This window comes from Pseudomonas sp. NFACC32-1, assembly GCF_900101215.1.
GTDB lineage: Bacteria > Pseudomonadota > Gammaproteobacteria > Pseudomonadales > Pseudomonadaceae > Aquipseudomonas.
The window spans coordinates 91228-111145 of sequence record NZ_FMUL01000001.1; the positions used below are offsets into that span (position 1 = coordinate 91228).

Annotated in this window: 19 protein-coding genes; 13 read left to right on the forward strand and 6 right to left on the reverse strand. The window is 63.0% G+C overall.

Translation table 11 applies throughout. The features are described from left to right. Positions 1-21 precede the first annotated feature (21 nt). From BLP99_RS00405 to BLP99_RS00445, 9 genes are all read left to right on the forward strand, one after another. Positions 22-777, forward strand: coding sequence for a heme ABC transporter permease (locus BLP99_RS00405; RefSeq protein ID WP_072389453.1), 756 nt, complete (start codon positions 22-24; stop codon positions 775-777). Further along, entirely contained in the window at positions 774-950 is a 177-nt protein-coding gene (gene ccmD, locus BLP99_RS00410) for a heme exporter protein CcmD (RefSeq protein ID WP_072389451.1), read from the forward strand. Before BLP99_RS00405 ends, ccmD begins: the two co-directional genes overlap by 4 nt. Further along, positions 947-1402, forward strand: a complete 456-nt coding sequence (gene ccmE / locus BLP99_RS00415; RefSeq protein ID WP_072389449.1) for a cytochrome c maturation protein CcmE — start codon at positions 947-949, stop codon at positions 1400-1402. Before ccmD ends, ccmE begins: the two co-directional genes overlap by 4 nt. Before the next feature lie 3 nt (positions 1403-1405). Then, positions 1406-3394, forward strand: coding sequence for a heme lyase CcmF/NrfE family subunit (locus tag BLP99_RS00420; RefSeq protein ID WP_072389447.1), 1989 nt, complete (start codon positions 1406-1408; stop codon positions 3392-3394). Next, entirely contained in the window at positions 3391-3927 is a 537-nt protein-coding gene (locus tag BLP99_RS00425; RefSeq protein ID WP_072389445.1) for a DsbE family thiol:disulfide interchange protein, read from the forward strand. The genes BLP99_RS00420 and BLP99_RS00425 overlap by 4 nt, the downstream gene beginning before the upstream one ends. Next, the gene (locus BLP99_RS00430; RefSeq protein WP_072389443.1) at positions 3924-4397 is read left to right on the forward strand and encodes a cytochrome c-type biogenesis protein; all 474 of its coding nucleotides are present in this window, start codon (positions 3924-3926) and stop codon (positions 4395-4397) included. Before BLP99_RS00425 ends, BLP99_RS00430 begins: the two co-directional genes overlap by 4 nt. Further along, positions 4390-5598 carry a c-type cytochrome biogenesis protein CcmI gene (gene ccmI, locus BLP99_RS00435; RefSeq protein WP_092179483.1) on the forward strand — a complete coding sequence of 403 codons (1209 nt, stop codon included), beginning with the start codon at positions 4390-4392 and terminating at the stop codon, positions 5596-5598. The genes BLP99_RS00430 and ccmI overlap by 8 nt, the downstream gene beginning before the upstream one ends. A 14-nt stretch (positions 5599-5612) precedes the next feature. Continuing rightward, positions 5613-6020, forward strand: coding sequence for a hypothetical protein (locus tag BLP99_RS00440; RefSeq protein ID WP_072389439.1), 408 nt, complete (start codon positions 5613-5615; stop codon positions 6018-6020). A 264-nt stretch (positions 6021-6284) separates the two neighbouring features. Continuing rightward, entirely contained in the window at positions 6285-8378 is a 2094-nt protein-coding gene (locus BLP99_RS00445; protein ID WP_072389437.1) for an LTA synthase family protein, read from the forward strand. A 228-nt stretch (positions 8379-8606) separates the two neighbouring features. Here BLP99_RS00445 and BLP99_RS00450 read toward each other — a convergent pair whose 3' ends face one another. After that, entirely contained in the window at positions 8607-8759 is a 153-nt protein-coding gene (locus tag BLP99_RS00450; RefSeq protein ID WP_018606531.1) for a DUF3309 family protein, read from the reverse strand. 391 nt (positions 8760-9150) lie between these two features. On the opposite strand from BLP99_RS00450, the gene BLP99_RS00455 reads away from it, so the two are divergent. The 3 genes from BLP99_RS00455 to csrA all read left to right on the forward strand — a co-directional run bounded on the left by BLP99_RS00455 (position 9151) and on the right by csrA (position 10725). Then, on the forward strand, positions 9151-9966 hold the full coding sequence (locus tag BLP99_RS00455; RefSeq protein WP_072389435.1) for an SDR family oxidoreductase: 816 nt from the start codon (positions 9151-9153) through the stop codon (positions 9964-9966). 57 nt (positions 9967-10023) lie between these two features. Beyond that, positions 10024-10356 carry a YnfA family protein gene (locus BLP99_RS00460; RefSeq protein ID WP_072389433.1) on the forward strand — a complete coding sequence of 111 codons (333 nt, stop codon included), beginning with the start codon at positions 10024-10026 and terminating at the stop codon, positions 10354-10356. A 150-nt stretch (positions 10357-10506) separates the two neighbouring features. Continuing rightward, entirely contained in the window at positions 10507-10725 is a 219-nt protein-coding gene (gene csrA / locus BLP99_RS00465) for a carbon storage regulator CsrA (protein WP_072389431.1), read from the forward strand. Here csrA and BLP99_RS00470 read toward each other — a convergent pair. The 5 genes from BLP99_RS00470 to mnmC all read right to left on the reverse strand — a co-directional run bounded on the left by BLP99_RS00470 (position 10714) and on the right by mnmC (position 18166). After that, positions 10714-10941 (reverse strand): YheU family protein, encoded by a 228-nt coding sequence (locus tag BLP99_RS00470; RefSeq protein ID WP_072389429.1) that lies wholly within the window; start codon positions 10939-10941, stop codon positions 10714-10716. The genes csrA and BLP99_RS00470 overlap by 12 nt on opposite strands. Positions 10942-11080: 139 nt before the next feature. Continuing rightward, positions 11081-12271, reverse strand: a complete 1191-nt coding sequence (locus BLP99_RS00475; protein ID WP_072389427.1) for an osmoprotectant NAGGN system M42 family peptidase — start codon at positions 12269-12271, stop codon at positions 11081-11083. A gap of 138 nt (positions 12272-12409) precedes the next feature. Beyond that, positions 12410-14155: an N-acetylglutaminylglutamine synthetase gene (gene ngg / locus BLP99_RS00480; protein WP_072389425.1), complete on the reverse strand. Its 1746-nt coding sequence runs from the start codon at positions 14153-14155 to the stop codon at positions 12410-12412. A 3-nt stretch (positions 14156-14158) separates the two neighbouring features. Beyond that, the gene (locus BLP99_RS00485) at positions 14159-15931 is read right to left on the reverse strand and encodes an N-acetylglutaminylglutamine amidotransferase (RefSeq protein WP_072389414.1); all 1773 of its coding nucleotides are present in this window, start codon (positions 15929-15931) and stop codon (positions 14159-14161) included. A 246-nt stretch (positions 15932-16177) separates the two neighbouring features. After that, entirely contained in the window at positions 16178-18166 is a 1989-nt protein-coding gene (gene mnmC / locus BLP99_RS00490) for a bifunctional tRNA (5-methylaminomethyl-2-thiouridine)(34)-methyltransferase MnmC2/FAD-dependent 5-carboxymethylaminomethyl-2-thiouridine(34) oxidoreductase MnmC1 (protein WP_092179485.1), read from the reverse strand. Positions 18167-18316: 150 nt separating this feature from the next. Here mnmC and pap point away from each other — a divergent pair, with 150 nt between their 5' ends. After that, the gene (gene pap / locus BLP99_RS00495; RefSeq protein ID WP_072389410.1) at positions 18317-19825 is read left to right on the forward strand and encodes a polyphosphate:AMP phosphotransferase; all 1509 of its coding nucleotides are present in this window, start codon (positions 18317-18319) and stop codon (positions 19823-19825) included. Positions 19826-19918 lie beyond the last annotated feature (93 nt).

Consider the following 19918-nt stretch of genomic DNA (forward strand, 5'->3'; position numbering starts at 1 on the left):
GCGACCGTGATGGAAACAGCAATGAATTGGACCTGGTTTCATAAGCTCGGCTCACCCAAATGGTTTTATGGCATCAGTGGCAGGTTATTGCCCTGGCTGAGCATCGCCGCCGTGCTGCTGATTGGCAGCGGCGTGGTCTGGGGCCTGGCTTTCGCGCCACCGGATTACCAGCAGGGCAACAGTTTCCGCATCATCTACATCCACGTTCCCACGGCGGTGCTGGCCCAGTCCATCTACGTGATGCTGGCGGTGTGCGGTGTGGTGGGGCTGGTCTGGAAGATGAAGCTGGCTGACGTGGCCCTGCAGTGCGCCGCCCCCATCGGTGCCTGGATGACCGCCGTGGCGCTGGTCACCGGCGCCATCTGGGGCAAGCCGACCTGGGGCTCGTGGTGGGTCTGGGATGCCCGGCTGACGTCGATGCTGATCCTGCTTTTCCTGTACTTCGGTCTTATTGCGCTGGGCAACGCCATCAGCAATCGTGAGAGCGCCGCCAAGGCCTGTGCGGTGCTGGCGATTGTCGGGGTGATCAACATCCCCATCATCAAGTACTCGGTGGAATGGTGGAACACCCTGCACCAGGGCGCCACCTTCACCCTCACCGAGAAACCGGCGATGCCGATGGAGATGTGGCTGCCGTTGCTGCTGACCGCGCTGGGTTTCTACTGTTTCTTCGGCGCGGTGCTGTTGCTGCGCATGCGCCTGGAAGTGCTCAAGCGCGAAGCCCGGGCCAGTTGGGTGAAGGCCGAAGTACAGAACAGCCTGGAGGCCGCTCGATGAGTTTCGCTTCATTCGGCGAGTTCCTCGCCATGGGCCATCACGGCCTGTATGTCTGGTCAGCCTATGGCATCTGCCTGGCGGTACTGGTTCTCAACGTGGCGGTGCCGATCCTGGCCCGCAAGCGGTATCTGCAACAAGAGGCGCGTCGTTTGCGCCGGGAGAGTGGTCAGTGAATCCGGTGCGCAAAAAGCGTCTTGTCATCATCCTTGCGATCCTGGTGGGTGTCGGTGCCGCGGTCGGCCTGGCCCTCAGCGCCTTGCAGCAGAACATCAACCTGTTCTACACCCCGACCCAGATCGCCAATGGCGAAGCTCCCAAGGACACGCGCATCCGCGCCGGCGGGATGGTGGAGAAGGGCTCCCTGGTACGCTCCGGGGATTCGCTGGACGTGACCTTCAACGTCACCGACTTCAACAAGACCGTGACCATCACCTACCGGGGCATTCTCCCGGATCTGTTCCGCGAAGGGCAGGGCATCGTCGCCCTGGGCAAGCTCAATGCCGACGGTGTGGTGGTGGCCGACGAAGTGCTGGCCAAGCACGATGAGAAGTACATGCCGCCGGAAGTGACCAAGGCCTTGAAAGAAAGCGGCCAATCGGCCCCCACTCCCGTGAAGGAGGGCTGATCCATGAGCGCAGGAGTCTATATCCCCGAATTGGGCCATCTGGCCATGATCCTGGCCTTGTGCCTGGCCCTGGTCCAGGCGGTGATGCCGTTGCTCGGCGCCTGGCGCGGTGACCGTCTGTGGATGGGCCTGGCCCAGCCGGCGGCGTGGGGCCAGTTCGCGTTCATGGTGTTTGCCTTCGGTTGCCTGACCTATGCCTTCATGGTCGACGATTTTTCCGTGGCATACGTGGCCAGCAACTCCAACAGCGCCTTGCCCTGGTACTACAAGTTCAGTGCCGTATGGGGTGCCCACGAGGGGTCACTGCTGCTGTGGGCATTGATCCTCAGCGGCTGGACCTTCGCGGTGTCGGTGTTTTCCCGGCAATTGCCCCAGGTGATGCTGGCCCGGGTGCTGGCGGTGATGGGCATGATCAGCACCGGTTTCCTGCTGTTCCTGATCGTCACGTCCAACCCGTTCCAGCGGATCCTGCCCCAGGTGCCCGTGGACGGTCGTGACCTCAACCCACTGCTGCAGGACATCGGCCTGATCGTCCATCCGCCGATGCTCTACATGGGCTATGTCGGTTTCTCCGTGGCCTTCGCCTTCGCCATTGCCGCCTTGCTGGGTGGCCGCCTCGATGCCGCCTGGGCCCGCTGGTCGCGGCCGTGGACCATCGTCGCCTGGGCCTTCCTCGGCATCGGCATCACCCTCGGTTCCTGGTGGGCCTATTACGAGCTCGGCTGGGGTGGCTGGTGGTTCTGGGACCCGGTGGAGAACGCCTCCTTCATGCCTTGGCTGGTGGGCACGGCGCTGATTCACTCCCTGGCCGTCACGGAAAAACGTGGCGTCTTCAAGAGCTGGACGGTACTGCTGGCCATCGCGGCGTTTTCCCTGAGCCTGCTGGGAACCTTCCTGGTGCGTTCCGGGGTGCTGACGTCGGTGCATGCCTTCGCCTCGGACCCCGAGCGTGGCGTGTTCATCCTGATCTTCCTGCTGTTCGTGGTGGGTGGTTCGCTGACGCTGTTCGCGGTGCGCGCTCCGGTGGTCAAGAGCCAGGTCGGCTTCAACCTCTGGTCTCGGGAAACCCTGTTGCTGGGCAACAACCTGGTGCTGGTGGTCGCTGCGTCGATGATCCTGCTGGGGACCTTGTACCCGCTGGTGCTCGATGCGCTTTCCGGTGCCAAGCTTTCGGTAGGGCCGCCGTACTTCAATGCGCTGTTCATCCCGCTGATGGCGATCCTGATGGTGGTGATGGCGGTTGGTGTGCTGGTGCGCTGGAAGGACACCCCGGTCAAGTGGCTGGTGGGAATGCTCACACCGGTGCTGCTGGGCACCGCTGCCCTGGCCGTGGTGGCCGGGATCGCCTATGGCGACTTCAACTGGGCGGTGCTGGCGACGTTCGTGCTGGCTGCCTGGGTGTTGCTGGCCGGTGTACGCGACATCTTCGACAAGACCCGCCACAAAGGCCTGATCAAGGGCCTGCCGACCCTGACCCGCAGCTACTGGGGCATGCAGATCGCCCACCTGGGCATCGCCGTCTGCGCCCTGGGCGTGGTGCTGTCCAGCCAGAACAGCGCCGAGCGCGACCTGCGCCTGGCGCCGGGCGAGTCCATGGAGCTTGGGGGCTACCAGTTCGTCTTCGAAGGGGCCAGGCATTTCGAAGGGCCGAACTTCACGTCCGACAAGGGCACCGTGCGGGTCATTCGCAATGGGCAGGAAGTGACGGTACTGCATCCCGAGAAACGCCTTTATACCGTACAGAACTCGGTGATGACCGAAGCCGGGATCGATGCCGGTTTCACCCGCGACCTCTACGTGGCGCTGGGCGAATCCCTGGGTGACGGTGCATGGGCCGTGCGGGTGCACGTCAAGCCGTTCGTACGCTGGATCTGGTTCGGTGGCCTGCTCACCGGCCTGGGCGGGGCGCTGGCGGCACTGGATCGGCGATATCGAGTCAAGGTGAAGACCCGGGTGCGCGAAGCCCTGGGCGCAACGGGAGCCACTGCATGAAACGTTGGTTGATGCTGTTGCCGCTGGCGCTGTTCCTGGTGGTGGCGGTCTTTCTGTTCCGGGGGCTTTACCTGAACCCGGCCGAGTTGCCATCGGCGATGATCGGCAAGCCATTTCCGGAGTTCTCCCTGCCGTCGGTCCAGGGTGACCGAACCCTGACCCGCGCCGACCTGCTGGGCAAGCCCGCGCTGGTCAACGTATGGGGCACCTGGTGCATTTCCTGCCGGGTCGAACATCCGGTGCTGAACAAGCTGGCCCAGAACGGCGTGGTGATCTATGGCGTGAACTACAAGGATGTCAACGCCGACGCCTTGAAATGGCTGGCCGAATTCCACAATCCGTACCAACTGGACATCCGTGATGAGGAGGGCTCCCTGGGCCTGAACCTGGGGGTCTACGGGGCGCCGGAAACCTTCTTCATCGACGCCAAGGGGGTCATCCGCGACAAGTTCGTCGGTGTGATCGACGAACAGGTCTGGCGCGAGAAACTGGCCGCCAAGTACCAGGCGCTGGTGGACGAGGCCAAGCCATGAAGCGTTGGCTAGCCGCGGCGGTCCTCGGCCTGAGCCTGGCCGGGGTGGCCCATGCCGCCATCGATACCTACGAGTTCGCCAACGAGGGCGAGCGAGAGCGCTTTCGCGAACTGACCAAGGAACTGCGCTGCCCCAAGTGCCAGAACCAGGACATCGCCGATTCCAATGCTCCGATTGCCGCCGACCTGCGCAAGGAAATCTTCCGCATGCTCGGTGAAGGCAAGAGCAACCAGCAGATCGTCGATTTCATGGTGGACCGCTACGGCGAGTTCGTGCGTTACAACCCGGCCTTGAGTTCCAGGACCGCGCTGCTGTGGTTCGGCCCCGCCGGGTTGCTGCTGGGCGGTTTCGTCATCATCGCGGTGATCGTGCGTCGCCGCCGGGTCCAGCGAACTGCGGCCCCCGATTCGCTTTCCGTCGAAGAGCGCCAGCGCCTCGACCAACTGTTGGATAAAACCAAGCATGATTGATTTCTGGCTCGCCGCAGGTCTGCTTCTCCTGGTTGCCCTGAGTTTTCTGTTGATCCCTGTGTTGCGGGGGCGCCGTGCCCAGCGGGAAGAGGACCGTACCGCGCTCAACGTGGCGTTGTATCAGGAGCGCGTTGCCGAACTGCAGGCCGAGCAGGCGGAAGGCGTGCTCAACGCCGCGCAGTTGGACACCGGTCGCGCCGAAGCCGCCCGGGAACTGCTTGCCGACACCGAGGGCGTCGACGCACCACGGGAATCGCGGCTGGGCAAACCATTGCCGTTGCTGGCCGCCGTGCTGGTCCCGGTGCTGGGGCTGGGGCTGTACTTGCATTTCGGAGCCAGCGACAAGGTCGAACTGACCCGCGAATTCGCCCAGGCGCCGCAGTCGATGCAAGACATGACCCAGCGCCTGGAACGGGCGGTGGCGGCGCAACCGGATAACGCCGAAGGCTTGTACTTCCTCGGTCGCACCTACATGGCCCAGGACCGCCCGGCGGATGCGGCGAAAATCTTCGAGCGCACCGTCGCGGTGGCCGGCCGGCAGCCCGAGTTGCTCGGCCAATGGGCCCAGGCGCAGTATTTCGCCGATGACAAGAAATGGTCGGACAAGGTCCAGGCCCTGACCGACGAAGCCCTGAAGCTCGATCCCAAGGAAGTCACCAGCCTGGGCCTGCTGGGGATCGCCGCGTTCGAAGGCGAGCGCTATCAGGACGCTATCGATTACTGGGGGCGCCTGCTGGAGCAGTTGCCGCAAGGCGATAAATCCCGCGAGGCACTGCAAGGCGGCATCGCTCGTGCCACTGAGAAGCTCCAGGCCAGTGGTGGCAAGGTCGCCCAGGCTCCGGCCGTGGCTGCCAAGGCCGCCGCGCTACTCAAGGTGCGCGTCGACCTGGCCCCGGCGCTCAAGGCCAAGGTACAGCCAGGCGACAGCGTGTTCATCTTCGCCCGCGCCGTCTCCGGCCCACCCGCGCCGCTGGCGGCCAAGCGCCTGACGGTCGCCGACCTGCCTGCCAGCGTCGAGCTGGGCGACGCGGACGCGATGATGCCGCAACTGAAACTGTCGAACTTCCCCGAAGTCCAACTGGTGGCGCGTATCTCCCGCGCCGGTCAACCGACCGCCGGCGAGTGGATCGGCCGCAGCCAGCCCCTGGCGAGCAGCACCACGACGCCGCAGCAACTGACTATCGACAGCCCGGACCAATGACAGGAACTCGCACCATGACCGCCCTCGCTCGTATCACCCTGCTTTCGCTCGTTCTGGGCCTGAGCGCTTGTGCGGTCCATCGCCCGCCGGAGCCTTCGGCGCCGCTACCACCCATCCCGCCTTCCGGCCCGGCGACCAAGCCGGCACCCTCGACCGCTCCGGGCAAACCGGTAACGCCGAACAAACCGGCCAAGCCGCTGCCGCGCACTTCCGCCAGTTTTGCCCCGCCACCGGGTGGCAACAGCCATTGGGATGCAAAGCTTGGGGTCTATGTGCTGGATAACCAGACCAACACCTTCTACCGCCAACGTACCTACTACCGCTGGGACAACGGTTGGAGCCGTTCCGTCAGCCCGAACGGCCCCTGGGAAGCCACCACCATAGAAGGCGTACCGGCGGGCCTCGGGCGGCAATTTCATTGAACAAAGGCCCCTGTGGTGAAGGGATCAATCCCCTCACCACAGTTTTCCCGGCAGGCCGGGCTTTTTTGTTTCTGAATATGCATTGAACGAAATTTTCACGAGAACTTTTGGAAAATCCCCGCGCTTTTATTGCCGTCGGTTATTTAATGGCAATGCCTTGGCCGTTCGTGCAACATCTGCCCCCTCTGCGCAACCCCCTTTGGTCGACAGAGGGGTACGCCGTTGTTCCTTTGTCACACTCACTCCAATAGGTCCTAAAACGACATGGCAATTCCGGACGCCCTGAGCACGCGGCGAAGCACGCATCGCCTGCTGCAACCGACCGTCAAATCACACCTGGCCTATACCTTGCTCTGTGCCCTGGTGATGATGGTGATGTTCAGCCTGCTGCGCGTGGCGCTGCTGGTCTATAACCGCGAAATGATCCTCGACACCCCGGCTTCAACCTTTGTCGAGGCCTTTGCCAACGGCCTGCGCTTCGACCTGAGGCTGGTGGTCTATCTCAGTATCCCGCTGCTGCTGTCGCTGTTCAGCGTCCGGGCCATGGCCGCTCGCGGATTCTTTCGTTTCTGGCTGACGCTCACCTCCAGCATCGCCCTGTTCCTGGGCCTGATGGAAATGGACTTCTACCGTGAATTCCACCAGCGTTTGAACGGCCTGGTCTTCCAATACGTGAAGGAAGACCCGAAGACCGTAATGAGCATGCTCTGGTACGGTTTCCCGGTGGTGCGCTACCTGCTGGCCTGGGCCGGCGGAACCATCATTCTCAGCCTGGCGTTCAAGGCTGCCGATCGTGCCACGCGGCCACGTGGCCCTTTCAGCGGTGGCAGCATCGGTACGCGCCAGATCGCCCCGTGGTACGGACGCGTTGCGGTATTCATGGTCTGCCTGTTGGTGGCCGTGACCGCCGCGCGCGGCACACTGCGCCAGGGGCCACCCCTGCGTTGGGGCGACGTCTACACCACCGATTCGAACTTCGCCAACCAGCTGGGTCTCAATGGCACGCTGTCCCTGGTGGCGGCCGCCAAGAGCCGGCTGTCCGAAGACCGTGACAACATCTGGAAAGCCACGCTGGAGCAACCCCTGGCGCAACAGACCGTGCGTGACATGCTGGTGATGCCCGACGACAAGCTGGTGGATACCGATACTGCCGCCGTACGCCGGGATTACACGCCGCCAGCCGACAAGACCCTGCCGATCAAGAACGTGGTCGTGATCCTCATGGAGAGCATGGCGGGGCATTCGGTGGGCGCCCTTGGCGCTCCTGGCAACATCACGCCTTACCTGGACAAGCTGTCCAAGGAAGGCTTGTTGTTCGACCGTTTCTTCTCCAACGGCACCCACACCCACCAGGGTATGTTCGCCACCATGGCCTGCTTCCCGAACCTGCCGGGTTTCGAGTACCTGATGCAGACGCCGGAGGGCAGTCATAAATTGTCGGGCCTGCCACAGCTGCTCAGCGCCCGAGACTACGACGATGTGTATGTCTATAACGGCGATTTCGCCTGGGACAACCAGTCGGGCTTCTTCAGCAACCAGGGCATGACCAACTTCATCGGGCGTAACGATTTCGTGAACCCGGTATTCTCCGATCCGACCTGGGGCGTGTCCGACCAGGACATGTTCGATCGCGGCCTGATCGAGCTCAAGGCGCGGGAGAACGGCAAGCCGTTCTATGCCTTGCTGCAGACCTTGTCCAACCACACGCCGTACGCATTGCCAACGCCCTTGCCGGTGGAGCGGGTTACCGACCGGGGCAGCCTGAACGAACACCTGACCGCCATGCGCTACTCCGACTGGGCCCTGGGACAGTTCTTCGAGAAGGCCCGCAAGGAGCCTTACTTCAAGGAAACGCTGTTCGTCGTGGTCGGCGACCATGGCTTCGGCAACGAGCGTCAGATCTCCGAAATGGACCTGGGCCGGTTCAACGTGCCGATGCTGTTGATCGGTCCGGGCATCCAGGAAAAGTTCGGCCAGCGTAACCATACCGTGGGCACCCAGGTCGATATCGTACCGACAATCATGGGGCGGATCGGTGGCCAGGTGCGTCACCAGTGCTGGGGGCGCGATCTGCTGAACCTGCCGGAAGGGGACAGCGGTTTTGGCGTGATCAAGCCATCGGGCAGTGACCAGACCACGGCTATCCTGCGCGGTGACAAGGTCCTGATGGTACCCAGGGACAAGGGCATGGACGCGAAACTGTTCAGTTATGAACTGGGAGCCAACCCTCGTGCAACCGTTATCCAGGACTCGCCCGATGCGGCGAAGATGAAGCTCGAGCTGGAGGCGTTCTTGCAAACCGCCACCAAGAGCTTGATCGATAACACCGCTGGAGTGATTCACGGTACGCCGGACTGAGTCCGACGAGCATAAAAAAGAGGCCTTGAAGAAGGCCTCTTTTTTTTGCCTGGACTCTTTCCGAGAAGTCTTGATACTCGTTCATGCTGCGTTGAAAACCGGCTCGTGCGCGAGTCCGATCGCAATGCTCACTTACCCCAGTAAAGCCGAGGCGACCCCGGCCGTTCCTCGCCGGTTTTCGCCTTGCCTGACCTTCGTCTCAAGACTTTTCAAACAGAGCCCGGCGGTTCATATCTTGCCCAGTAACAGCAATATCAACAGCACCACTAACACTACGCCGATGATACCGGATGGACCATAACCCCAACTTCTGGAGTGCGGAAAGACCGGCAGGCCACCGATCAAGAGGAGGATCAGAATGATGATAAGTATCGTGCCCATTGTTGCTTTTCCTTATTGGTCAGTTTTGGAGTGAGACAACTTTTCAACTGCCAGCGCGCTGCATTGAAACCGGGCGGGCTTATTTAGTCCGACCGTAACGTCCTGTAAAAAATTCAAAGTTTTTTAGTATTTGAAGGGGCGCTGCTTATCGCGGTTTTTCCAAAGGATGAATCTTCCTGCTTTGTCGCGAACAGGGGGGAGAGGAAATTGATGACTGCGGAGGCAGGACAGCCCTGAACTTCGAGGCCCGTCGGGTGATGGCAGGCGGTCAGCCCGATCAAAACCCATTACGGTTTGCCCCGGCTATTCAGCAATCTAATGGTGCGTGGGCCGTGACGGGTCCTTCGCTACACTCGGCTGCATCTCTCCCGGAACAACAAGGCTGTTTCCTATGCAAAATCGCATGATGATTACCGGTGCCGGCTCAGGCCTGGGTCGCGAAATCGCGCTGCGCTGGGCCCGCGAAGGCTGGCACCTGGCCTTGTCGGATGTCAGTGAGCCCGGCCTTGCACAAACCCTCAGGTTGGTGCGCGACGCCGGTGGTGACGGTTTCGTGCAGCGCTGCGATGTGCGTGACTACAGCCAACTGACGGCGTTTGCCCAAGCGTGTGAAGAGAAGCTCGGCGGCATCGATATCATCGTCAACAACGCTGGCGTGGCTTCCGGCGGTTTTTTCAGCGAACTGTCGCTGGAGGACTGGGACTGGCAGATCGCGATCAACCTCATGGGGGTGGTCAAGGGTTGCAAGGCCTTCCTGCCGTTACTGGAGAAAAGTCGTGGCAAGATCATCAACATCGCCTCCATGGCGGCGCTGATGCAGGGGCCAGCCATGAGCAACTACAACGTGGCCAAGGCCGGCGTGGTGGCATTGTCGGAAAGCCTGCTGGTGGAACTGGCACAGCAGGAAATCGGCGTGCACGTGGTCTGTCCGTCGTTCTTCCAGACCAACCTGCTGGATTCTTTCCGTGGCCCGACCCCGGCGATGAAAGCCCAGGTGGGCAAGTTGCTGGAAAGCTCGCCCATCACCGCCGCCGATATCGCCGATTACATCTATCGGCAAGTGGACCAGGGGGAGTTCATGATCCTGCCGCACGAACAGGGACGCATGGCCTGGGCGATGAAGCAGAAGAATCCGCAGCTGCTGTACGATGAAATGACCGCCATGGCCGACAAGATGCGCGCCAAGGCCCGCCAGGGCTCGAGTTGACCTGAGCGCCCGGTGTCCTCAGGATGGCGCCATCCGGCCCTCCTGATGGACACGTGCATGCTCAATTACTTGTGGTTCTTCCTCGCCGCGCTGTTTGAAATCGCCGGCTGCTACGCCTTCTGGATGTGGCTGCGCCAGGGCAAGAGTGCCTGGTGGATCGTGCCAGCGCTGCTCAGCCTCACGCTGTTCGCCCTGCTGTTGACCCGCATCGAAGCGACCTATGCCGGGCGTGCCTACGCCGCTTATGGCGGTATCTATATCATCGCTTCCATCGGCTGGCTGGCGGTGGTCGAGCGTGCCAGGCCCCTGGGTTCCGACTGGATCGGCGTGGCGCTCTGCGTGTTGGGCGCCAGCGTCATCCTGTTCGGTCCTCGTTTTTCGGCTTCCTGACATCCGGGCGATTCGACAGGGTTTTGCAGGACGTTTCCGTCAGTCGCAGGAGCCCTGTTTGTAGGGGGTTACTGAATTCTTGTCGTTGTCTTGTGAACACCAAAGCGGCCGGGCATGGTCGAGGTCCAGACATTCTTAAGGACAAGAACCATGCTCGTATTAAGCCGTGCTGTGGGTGAACTGATTTCCATCGGTGACGACATTTCCGTGCGGGTGCTCTCGGTCAACGGCACCACCGTGCGGTTCGGCGTGGAAGCGCCACGGCACATCGATGTGCATCGCTTCGAAATCTACGAAAGGATCCAGAAGAAGAAAGCCCGGGCCACGCCCAAGGCGTCTGCGGTCGACAGGGCGTGTTCAGTCAAATAGATGCTTGGGCACGTCGTGCTTGAGCATCAATTGGCACTGTTCGCTTTCAGGATCGAAGACGATCATCGCCTGGCCCTTGGCCAGGGCTTGCCTGACCCGCAATACACGCGTCTCCAGGGGCGTGTCGTCACCGTTGTCGGTGCCGTCGCGAGTCACGAAGTCCTCGATCAGGCGAGTCAGCGTGTCGACTTCGAGTTGGTCGTGGGGAATCAGCATGGTCTACCTCGGCTGGACAATGCCCTGATGCTACGGCCATTGAAGGCTTGCGGCTAGCCTTGGGAGGCGCATCGCGAGCAGGCTGCGCCCGCAGGGGCAACCGCCTGCCCGCGGATGACCGGCCGGAGGAAAATTTCGATCAGCCGTCCGACCGTTGTCCCACCAGGCTGTCCACCGACGGTACGCGGGTATCGCTTTCCATCTGTGCATCGTGTTCGATCTGATGGCTGAAGCGCTCCAGGGAACCCTGGGCCGGTTGTGCATCGCTGGCGAATACCGGCGGGCTGAGAATGTAGGCGCCCAGCAGGCGGCTGAGGGCGGCGAGGCTGTCGATGTGGGTGCGTTCGTAGCCATGGGTGGCGTCGCAGCCGAAGGCCAGCAGGGCGGTTCGAATGTCATGGCCGGCGGTGATGGCCGAATGGGCATCGCTGAAGTAGTAGCGGAACAGGTCACGACGTACCGGCAGGTCGTTCTCCTTGGCCAGCTTCAACAGATGCCGCGACAGGTGATAGTCATACGGACCACCGGAGTCCTGCATCGCCACGCTCACCGTGTGCTCGCTCGAATGCTGGCCCGGGGCGACGGGGGCGATGTCGATGCCGACGAATTCACTGACGTCCCAGGGCAGTGCGGCGGCTGCGCCACTGCCGGTTTCTTCGGTGATGGTGAACAGTGGGTGGCAATCGATCAGCAGTTCCTCACCGCTCTCGACGATAGCCTTGAGCGCGGCCAGCAGTGCCGCTACCCCGGCCTTGTCGTCCAGGTGCCGGGCACTGATGTGGCCGCTCTCGGTGAATTCCGGCAAGGGGTCGAAGGCGACGTAGTCACCGATACCGACCCCCAGGGTTTCGCAATCGGCCCGGGTGGCGCAGTAGGCGTCCAGGCGCAGTTCGATGTGATCCCAGCTGATGGGCATTTCATCCACGGCGGTATTGAACGCGTGCCCGGAGGCCATCAACGGCAACACGCTGCCGCGGATCACCCCGGTGTCGGTGAACAGGCTGACCCGACTGCCTTCGGCGAAACGGCTGGACCAGCAGCCCACCGGCGCCAGGGTCAGGCGGCCGTTATCCTTGATGGCCCGTACGGTGGCACCAATGGTGTCCAGGTGAGCCGAGACCGCCCGGTCGGGGCTGTTCTTGCGGCCCTTGAGGGTGGCGCGGATCGTGCCGCGCCGGGTCATCTCGAAGGGAATGCCGAGTTCTTCCAGCCGCTCGGCGACATAGCGCACGATGGTGTCGGTGAAGCCGGTGGGGCTGGGAATGGCAAGCATCTCCAGCAGGACTTTCTGCAGGTATTCGAGGTTCGGTTCGGGAATTTTACTGATCATGGAAACTCCTGATGGGTTGAGCGCATGATCATTCCCACGCGCTGCGTGGGAATGCAGCCGGTGACGCCCGGCGTGATCTTAACGCTGAGCGTCCCTTGAGGCATTCCCACGCCGGGCGTGGGAATGATCTGTAGAGGCTTAGGCCATCGCCTGGCTGTGGGGAAACAGCAAGTCCACGAAGCGTTCAGCCGTGGGCTGTGGTTCGTGGTTGGCCAGGCCGGCGCGTTCATTGGCTTCGATGAATACGTACTCGGGTTGGTCGGCGGCCGGTACCAGCAGGTCGAGGCCAACCATGGGGATGTCCAGGGCTCGTGCGGCCCGTACCGCTGCCTCGGCGAGGGTCGGGTGGAGAATGCCGGTGACATCTTCCAGGATACCGCCGGTATGCAGGTTCGCTGTACGCCGTACGAACAGGTGTTCCCCGGCCGGCAAGACACTGTCGTAGTCATAGCCCGCCGAGTTCAGTGTGCGTTGGGTCTCGGCGTCCAGGGGGATCTTGCTCTCGCCCCCCGTAGCCGCCTGCCGCCGGCGGCTCTGGGCCTCGATCAAGGCACCGATGGTGTGGCGGCCATCTCCGATCACTTCTGCCGGACGCCGGATGGCTGCGGCCACCACTTCGAATCCGATCACCAGGATCCGCAGGTCCAACCCTTCGTGAAAGCTTTCCAGCAGGACCCGTTGGTCAAACTGCCGGGCGGTCTCGATGGCGGCCTGCACCTCTTCGATGGTGCGCAGGTCCACTGCCACGCCTTGGCCCTGTTCGCCGTCCAACGGCTTGACCACCACCCGTTCGTGTTCATCCAGAAACGCCAGATTGTCATCGGCATTGCCCGCCAATTGCTGGGCCGGCAGGCTCAGCCCGGCATTTTTCAGCACCTTGTGGGTCAGGCTTTTGTTCTGGCACAACGTCATGCTGACGGCACTGGTCAAGTCGCTCAGGGACTCGCGACAGCGCACTCGGCGACTGCCATGGATCAGGGTGAACAGGCCGGCCTCGGCGTCGTCCACCTGCACTTCGATGCCGCGACGGTGAGCTTCCTCGACAATGATCCGGGCGTAGGGATTGAACTGCGCTTCCGGACCCGGCCCCAGGAACAGTGGCTGGTTGATACCGTTCTTGCGTTTGATGGCAAAGGTCGACAGGTTCCGGAAACCCAGCTTGGCATAGAGATTCTTCGCCTGGCGGTTGTCATGCAATACCGACAGGTCGAGATAGCTCAAGCCACGGCTCATGAAGTGCTCGACAAGGTGCCGCACCAGCACTTCACCCACCCCGGGCCTGGAGCATTGCGGGTCCACGGCCAGGCACCAGAGGCTGCTGCCGTTTTCCGGATCGTTGAAGGCTTTCTGATGATTCAGGCCCATGACGCTGCCGATCACCGCACCGGTGTCGTCGTCTTCGGCCAGCCAGTAGACGGGGCCCCCCTCGTGGCGCGGGGTCAGCCGCTGGGGATCGATGGGAAGCATGCCCCGGGCCTGGTAGAGCTGGTTGATGGCCTGCCAGTCCGCTTCGCTCTGGGCGCGACGAATGCGAAAGCCACGGAACACCCGGGTGGCCTGGCGATAATCGCTGAACCACAGGCGCAGCGTGTCGGAGGGATCGAGAAACAGATGCGCCGGCTCCAGCCCCAGCACTTGCTGGGGAGCTGCGACGTACAGGGCGATGTCCCGTTCGCCGGGCTGTTCGTTGAGCAGTTCCCGGCCCAGGGACGCGGGGTCCGGGAAGGTGTGGCCGATCAGCAGCCGGCCCCAGCCGCAATGCACGGCGATGGGGGCGGTGTCCAGCTCGCTGCCGTCTTCGGCCAGGCGTGCTTGCAGGCGTTCATAGGAAGGGGCCTGGCCACGCAGCAGACGTTGGTTGTGAACGGTAGGGTTGGGTTTCATCAATCAGATTCCTTGCTCGCTGAGCCACAGGTTCAGCGCTGCCAGCTGCCACAGACGGGAGCCGCGCAATGGGGTGAGCTGACCGTTGGGGTCGGTGAGCAGGCGGTCCAGCATGGCCGGGTTGAACAGGCCGCGGTCCTGGCTCGGGTCCAGCAGCAGTTCGCGGACCCAGGCCAGGGTGTTGCCTTCCAGGTGCTTGAGTCCCGGTACCGGGAAGTAGCCTTTCTTGCGGTCGATCACTTCGCCGGGAATCACCCGCCGGGCCGCTTCCTTGAGCACTTGCTTGCCGCCGTCGGGCAACTTGAACTTCGCCGGGATCCGCGCCGAGAGCTCCACCAGTCGGTAGTCCAGGAACGGCGTGCGCGCCTCCAGGCCCCAGGCCATGGTCATGTTGTCGACACGCTTGACCGGGTCGTCCACCAGCATAACCGTGCTGTCCAGGCGCAGCGCCTTGTCCACGGCCGCGTCGGCGCCAGGTCGGGCGAAGTGATCCTTGACGAAGTCACCGGCCGCGTCGTTGGCCACCAGCCACTTGGGCTGTACGGTGGCGGCATATTCTTCATAGCTGCGGTCGAAGAAGGCCGCGCGATAGGCCGCATAAGGGTCGCTGGCGCCATCCACCTGTGGATACCAGTGGTAACCGGCGAACAGTTCGTCGGCGCCCTGGCCGCTTTGCACCACTTTGCAATGCTTGGACACTTCCCGCGACAACAGGTAGAACGCGATGCAGTCATGACTGACCATCGGCTCGCTCATGGCGCGGAAGGCCGCTGGCAACTGTTCGATGATTTCCTTTTCGTCGATGCGTAACTGGTGGTGCCGGGTGCCGTAGTGTCGGGCGATCAGGTCCGAATACTGGAATTCGTCACCGCGCTCGCCGCCGGCATCCTGGAAACCGATGGAAAAGGTGGACAGGTCTTGCACGCCGACCTCTCGCAACAGCCCCACCAGCATGCTCGAGTCCACGCCGCCGGACAGCAGAACGCCGACATCCACCGCGGCTCGCTGGCGAATGGCGACCGCTTCGCGAGTGCTGTCGAGCACCCGGTCGATCCAGTCCTCCAGGTTCAGCTGCTGTTCATCGGCCCGCGGGCCGTATGGCAGGGTCCACCAGGTTTGCTGCTCGGTGCTGCCATCGGCTCCGATGCGCATCCAGGTGGCCGGTGGCAGCTTTTCGATGCCCGCCAGCAAGGTACGCGGCGCCGGGACCACGGCGTGGAAGTTCAGGTAGTGATTGAGCGCGACGGGATCGAGCACGGGGTTGATATCGCCGCCCTTGAGCAGGGCCGGCAGCGCCGAGGCAAAACGCAGGCGCTGGCCGGTGCGCGACAGGTACAGCGGCTTGACGCCGAGACGGTCGCGGGCGATGAACAGCTGCTTGGCGTCGCGTTCCCAGATGGCAAAGGCGAACATGCCGTTGAGCTTGGGCAGCAGCGCTTGGCCCCAGGCGTGATAACCCTTGAGCAGCACCTCGGTGTCGCCGCCGGAATGGAAGCCATAGCCCAATGCTTCGAGTTCGGCTCGCAGCTCCGGATAGTTGTAGATCGCGCCATTGAAGGCCAGGGACAGGCCCAACTGATTGTCGATCATCGGCTGGGCCGAGCCGTCGGACAGGTCCATGATTTTCAGGCGACGATGACCCAGGGCGATCGGGCCCTGGCTATGAAAACCCCACGCGTCGGGGCCACGAGGGGCGAGGTGGTGGGTGATGCGTTCCACGGCCGCAAGGTCCGCAGGTTGTTGATCGAAACGTAACTCTCCAGCTAATCCGCACATAAGTCCTTACCGGTTTTTCCGTTGGGGAGGGGTCAAGCCGCACGCGCCGAAATGGCGGGTACTCTGGAACTGACCGGGGGGATTGCCGTGAGTTTTATATCGATGCGTTATAAGGCGACAGAAGGGGCCGGGCTGCGCTGATTGTGTGCGGGCTGTTCGCGATGGCGCTGACTCAGTCTGCCCTGACGCCGACTGATACACCGCCGTCACGAGCAGGCTCGCTCCCACAAGATTTGGGGCGGGGCATCAGTCGTTGAGTTTGCCCCGGATCAGCGTCCGCAATGCGAACCGATTCGGGTGGCAAGCCTCGGCGACGCTGCGGGGCAGGGGCAAGGGTTCGTTGTCCAGCCAGGCGGCGATCAGTTCCCCTGCCAGCGGTGCGGTGATCAGGCCCCGGGACCCATGGCCGCTGTTGATGTACAAGCCATCGAGCCAGGGGCAGGGGCTGTCCGGAACCTGACGGGCGTCCTTGGCCAGTACGGCATAGGTTCGGGCGAAGGCCTGGCCGTCGGCCAGGGGACCGACGATGGGCAGGTAGTCCGGGCTGGTGCAACGGAACGCCGCGCGGCCTTCGAGGTTTTCCGGAGCCAGGGTGTCGGCCTCCAGGCGATCCACCAGGTCGGCGGAAATTTCCTCCAGCATAAGCAGGTTGCCGGCATGTTCGGCAGCGGTGGGCGTCAGGTCGTCATTCTTGAAATCGAAACTGGCCCCAAGGGTATGCTCGCCCAGGCGCGCCGGTGCCACGTAGCCTTCGGCGCAGACCACGGTGCGCAGGTCCTGGCTGCGGGCAGTCTGGGGTAGCCGGGTGATCTGTCCGCGAATGCGCTTGAGCGGCAGCCCCGCCGCCGGTTCGAAACGCTTGATCTCGGCGGCGCTGGCGAGGATCGCCACCGGTGCGCTGGCCAGGCAGCGTTCGCCGTCCCAGGCTTGCCATTGCCCGTCGACGCGGCGCAGGTCCAGCACCTCATGGTGGAGCGACACCTCGATCGCCGGCGCCGAAGCCTGCCAGCGACACAGCGCCGGTGGATGGACCCAGCCGCCTTCGGGATAGAACAGACCACCACAGGCCAGGCCGATGCCAGCCAGTGCCTCGGCTTCCGGGCGCTCCAGCCGGTGCAGCAAGTCGGTCGGGAATGCCCCGGCCAGTTGCGCCTGGCGTTCGGCCTCCTTGTGGTCGAAGGCCAGTTGCAAGACACCGCAGCCGTCCCAGTCAACGCCTCGTTGCAGTTGCCCCAGCAGGCGTCGGGTGTAGCCGAATCCGCTAAGGATCATCTGCGACAACGCCGTGCCGTGGGCGGAAAGCTTGAGGTACAGCACGCCCTGGGGATTTCCGGACGCTTCTTCGGCCAATCCGGCGTGGCGTTCCAGCAGCGTGACCTGCCACCCTCGTGCCGCTAGGCTGGCCGCACTGGCGCAACCGGCCAGGCCGCCGCCGACCACCAATGCGCGGCGCTCTCCGGCCAGTGGGGCGGGGCGCGCATACCATGGCTTCGCCGGGGATGGTGCCGGCGTCTGCTCCGGCCCGCCGAGATAAGTTCCTCGAAGGATTTCCCACTTATGGCCGATGCCCGGTGTGCGTTTCATCTTGAAACCGGCGGCGTTGAGCAATCGTCGTACCCAACCGGTGCTGGTGAACGTGCTGAGGGTGGTGCCGGGGACCGCCAGCCGCGCCAGTTCGGCGAACAGTTCGGCGGTCCACATGTCCGGGTTCCTGGCCGGCGCGAAACCGTCCAGGAACCAGGCGTCGATCTGGCCGTCCAGCTGTGGCAACTGCTCCAATGCATCGCCGATCATCAAGGTCAGCGTCACACGCCCACCCGCCATTACCAGGCGCTGGAAGCCCTGGTGAATTGCCACATACTGCGCGAGCAACTGATCGGCCTGTTCCTTGAGCGATGGCCAGAGGGACAGGGCGCGGCGCAGGTCCGTGGGGGTGAGGGGGTACTTTTCGACGCTGACAAAATGCAACCGCGCCCCGACCGGCGCGTGTTGTTCGAACAACTGCCAGGCACAGAGGAAGTTCAGGCCGGTGCCGAAGCCGGTTTCGCCGATCACCAGCCGCCCGTGGTCCGGCAACGCGCGAAAGCGCTCGGCCAGGTTGTTCTGTTCGAGGAACACATAGCGGGTCTCTTCCAACCCGGACTGGTCGGAAAAATACACGTCGTCGAACACCCGCGAGCGCGGGCGACCCTGGTCGTCCCAGTCGAGTTGGGCGTGGTACTGGATGGGCGTCATGGCAGGCTCGGTGAAAACTGGATGGCCATTCTAGCCGATCGCTGTCGGCTTGCTTGACCCACCGCAACAGACTGAGCATCTGGATGGAATCTGCTGCACGGTGCCGCATCCAATCCGCTAGTCTTTGCCCATTCCTGGAAGGAGCTGCGTATGTTCGAATCCGCCGAGATCGGCCACGTTATCGATAAAGACACTTATGACGCCGAAGTACCGGCCTTGCGTGAAGCGCTGCTGGAGGCTCAATTCGAGCTGCATCAGCAGAGCCGCTTTCCGGTGATCGTGCTGATCAACGGCATCGAAGGGGCGGGCAAGGGCGAAACGGTGAAGTTGCTCAACGAATGGATGGACCCGCGGCTGATCGAGGTGCGCACCTTCGACCAGCAGACCGACGAGGAACTGGCGCGGCCACCGGCCTGGCGCTACTGGCGGATGCTGCCGGCCAAGGGGCGCATGGGCATCTTCTTCGGCAACTGGTACAGCCAGATGCTGCAGGGACGGGTTCATGGGGAGTTCAAGGACCCCCGGCTCGACCAGGCCATCAATGCCGCCGAGCGCCTGGAGAAAATGCTCTGTGACGAGGGTGCACTGATCTTCAAGTTCTGGTTCCACCTTTCCAAGAAACAGATGAAGGCCCGGCTCAAGGGGCTCCGGGACGATCCGTTGCACAGCTGGCGGATCAGCCCGCTGGACTGGCAGCAATCCCAGACCTACGGCAAGTTCGTCAAGTACGGCGAGCGGGTGCTGCGCCGGACCAGCCGCGATTACGCGCCGTGGCACGTCATCGAGGGCATGGACGCCTGCTACCGCAGCCTCACCGTCGGCAGGATCCTGCTCGAAGGCCTGCGCCAGGCACTGGACCGCCACAGGATCAAGCCGGAAAAGGTCAGCGTGGCCCCGCTGCCGGCGCTGGACAGTCAGATTACCTTGCTCGACAGCCTGGACATGACCCTGCGCCTGGACAAGGCCGACTATGAAGAACAACTGATCACCGAGCAGGCGCGATTCGCGGGGCTGCTGCGGGACAAGCGCATGCGCCGGCATGCCCTGGTGGCGGTGTTCGAGGGCAACGATGCGGCGGGCAAGGGCGGGGCGATCCGGCGGGTGGCGGCCGCCCTCGATCCGCGCCAGTACAGCATCGTGCCGATCGCCGCGCCCACCGAGGAAGAGCGCGCCCACCCCTATATGTGGCGGTTCTGGCGGCACATTCCGGCGCGGGGCAAGTTCACCATGTTCGACCGCTCCTGGTATGGCCGGGTGCTGGTGGAACGGGTCGAAGGATTCTGCAGCCGGGCCGACTGGATGCGGGCCTATGGCGAGATCAATGACTTCGAGGAGCAGATCGCCGATGCCGGCGTGGTGGTGGTCAAGTTCTGGCTCGCCATCGACAAGCAGACCCAGCTCGAACGTTTCCAGGAGCGCGAGGAAATCCCGTTCAAGCGCTTCAAGATCACCGAGGACGACTGGCGCAATCGCGACAAGTGGGACGACTACCGGACGGCCATATGCGACATGGTAGATCGCACCAGCACCGAGATTTCCCCGTGGACACTGGTGGAGGCCAACGACAAGCGCTGGGCTCGGGTCAAGGTTTTGCGCACCCTCAACGAAGCGCTGGAGGCTGCGTTCGAGCGCAGTGCAAAGCGGGCCCGCAAGAAGTAGCGGGCGATGGATATGCATACGCGGGATGAATGATCGTCGCGGCCGCTGATGCGCTGGCTCTATGCTCGTTGTCACCTAAACCGACAACGACAA

Coding starts and splice junctions, on each gene's coding strand:
- BLP99_RS00405 (WP_072389453.1), top strand. CDS start 22: ATGAATTGGACCTGGTTTCATAAGCTCGGCTCACCCAAATGGTTTTAT.
- ccmD (WP_072389451.1), top strand. CDS start 774: ATGAGTTTCGCTTCATTCGGCGAGTTCCTCGCCATGGGCCATCACGGC.
- BLP99_RS00420 (WP_072389447.1), top strand. CDS start 1,406: ATGAGCGCAGGAGTCTATATCCCCGAATTGGGCCATCTGGCCATGATC.
- BLP99_RS00425 (WP_072389445.1), top strand. CDS start 3,391: ATGAAACGTTGGTTGATGCTGTTGCCGCTGGCGCTGTTCCTGGTGGTG.
- BLP99_RS00430 (WP_072389443.1), top strand. CDS start 3,924: ATGAAGCGTTGGCTAGCCGCGGCGGTCCTCGGCCTGAGCCTGGCCGGG.
- ccmI (WP_092179483.1), top strand. CDS start 4,390: ATGATTGATTTCTGGCTCGCCGCAGGTCTGCTTCTCCTGGTTGCCCTG.
- BLP99_RS00440 (WP_072389439.1), top strand. CDS start 5,613: ATGACCGCCCTCGCTCGTATCACCCTGCTTTCGCTCGTTCTGGGCCTG.
- BLP99_RS00445 (WP_072389437.1), top strand. CDS start 6,285: ATGGCAATTCCGGACGCCCTGAGCACGCGGCGAAGCACGCATCGCCTG.
- BLP99_RS00450 (WP_018606531.1), bottom strand. CDS start 8,759: ATGGGCACGATACTTATCATCATTCTGATCCTCCTCTTGATCGGTGGC.
- BLP99_RS00455 (WP_072389435.1), top strand. CDS start 9,151: ATGCAAAATCGCATGATGATTACCGGTGCCGGCTCAGGCCTGGGTCGC.
- BLP99_RS00460 (WP_072389433.1), top strand. CDS start 10,024: ATGCTCAATTACTTGTGGTTCTTCCTCGCCGCGCTGTTTGAAATCGCC.
- csrA (WP_072389431.1), top strand. CDS start 10,507: ATGCTCGTATTAAGCCGTGCTGTGGGTGAACTGATTTCCATCGGTGAC.
- BLP99_RS00470 (WP_072389429.1), bottom strand. CDS start 10,941: ATGCTGATTCCCCACGACCAACTCGAAGTCGACACGCTGACTCGCCTG.
- BLP99_RS00475 (WP_072389427.1), bottom strand. CDS start 12,271: ATGATCAGTAAAATTCCCGAACCGAACCTCGAATACCTGCAGAAAGTC.
- ngg (WP_072389425.1), bottom strand. CDS start 14,155: ATGAAACCCAACCCTACCGTTCACAACCAACGTCTGCTGCGTGGCCAG.
- BLP99_RS00485 (WP_072389414.1), bottom strand. CDS start 15,931: ATGTGCGGATTAGCTGGAGAGTTACGTTTCGATCAACAACCTGCGGAC.
- mnmC (WP_092179485.1), bottom strand. CDS start 18,166: ATGACGCCCATCCAGTACCACGCCCAACTCGACTGGGACGACCAGGGT.
- pap (WP_072389410.1), top strand. CDS start 18,317: ATGTTCGAATCCGCCGAGATCGGCCACGTTATCGATAAAGACACTTAT.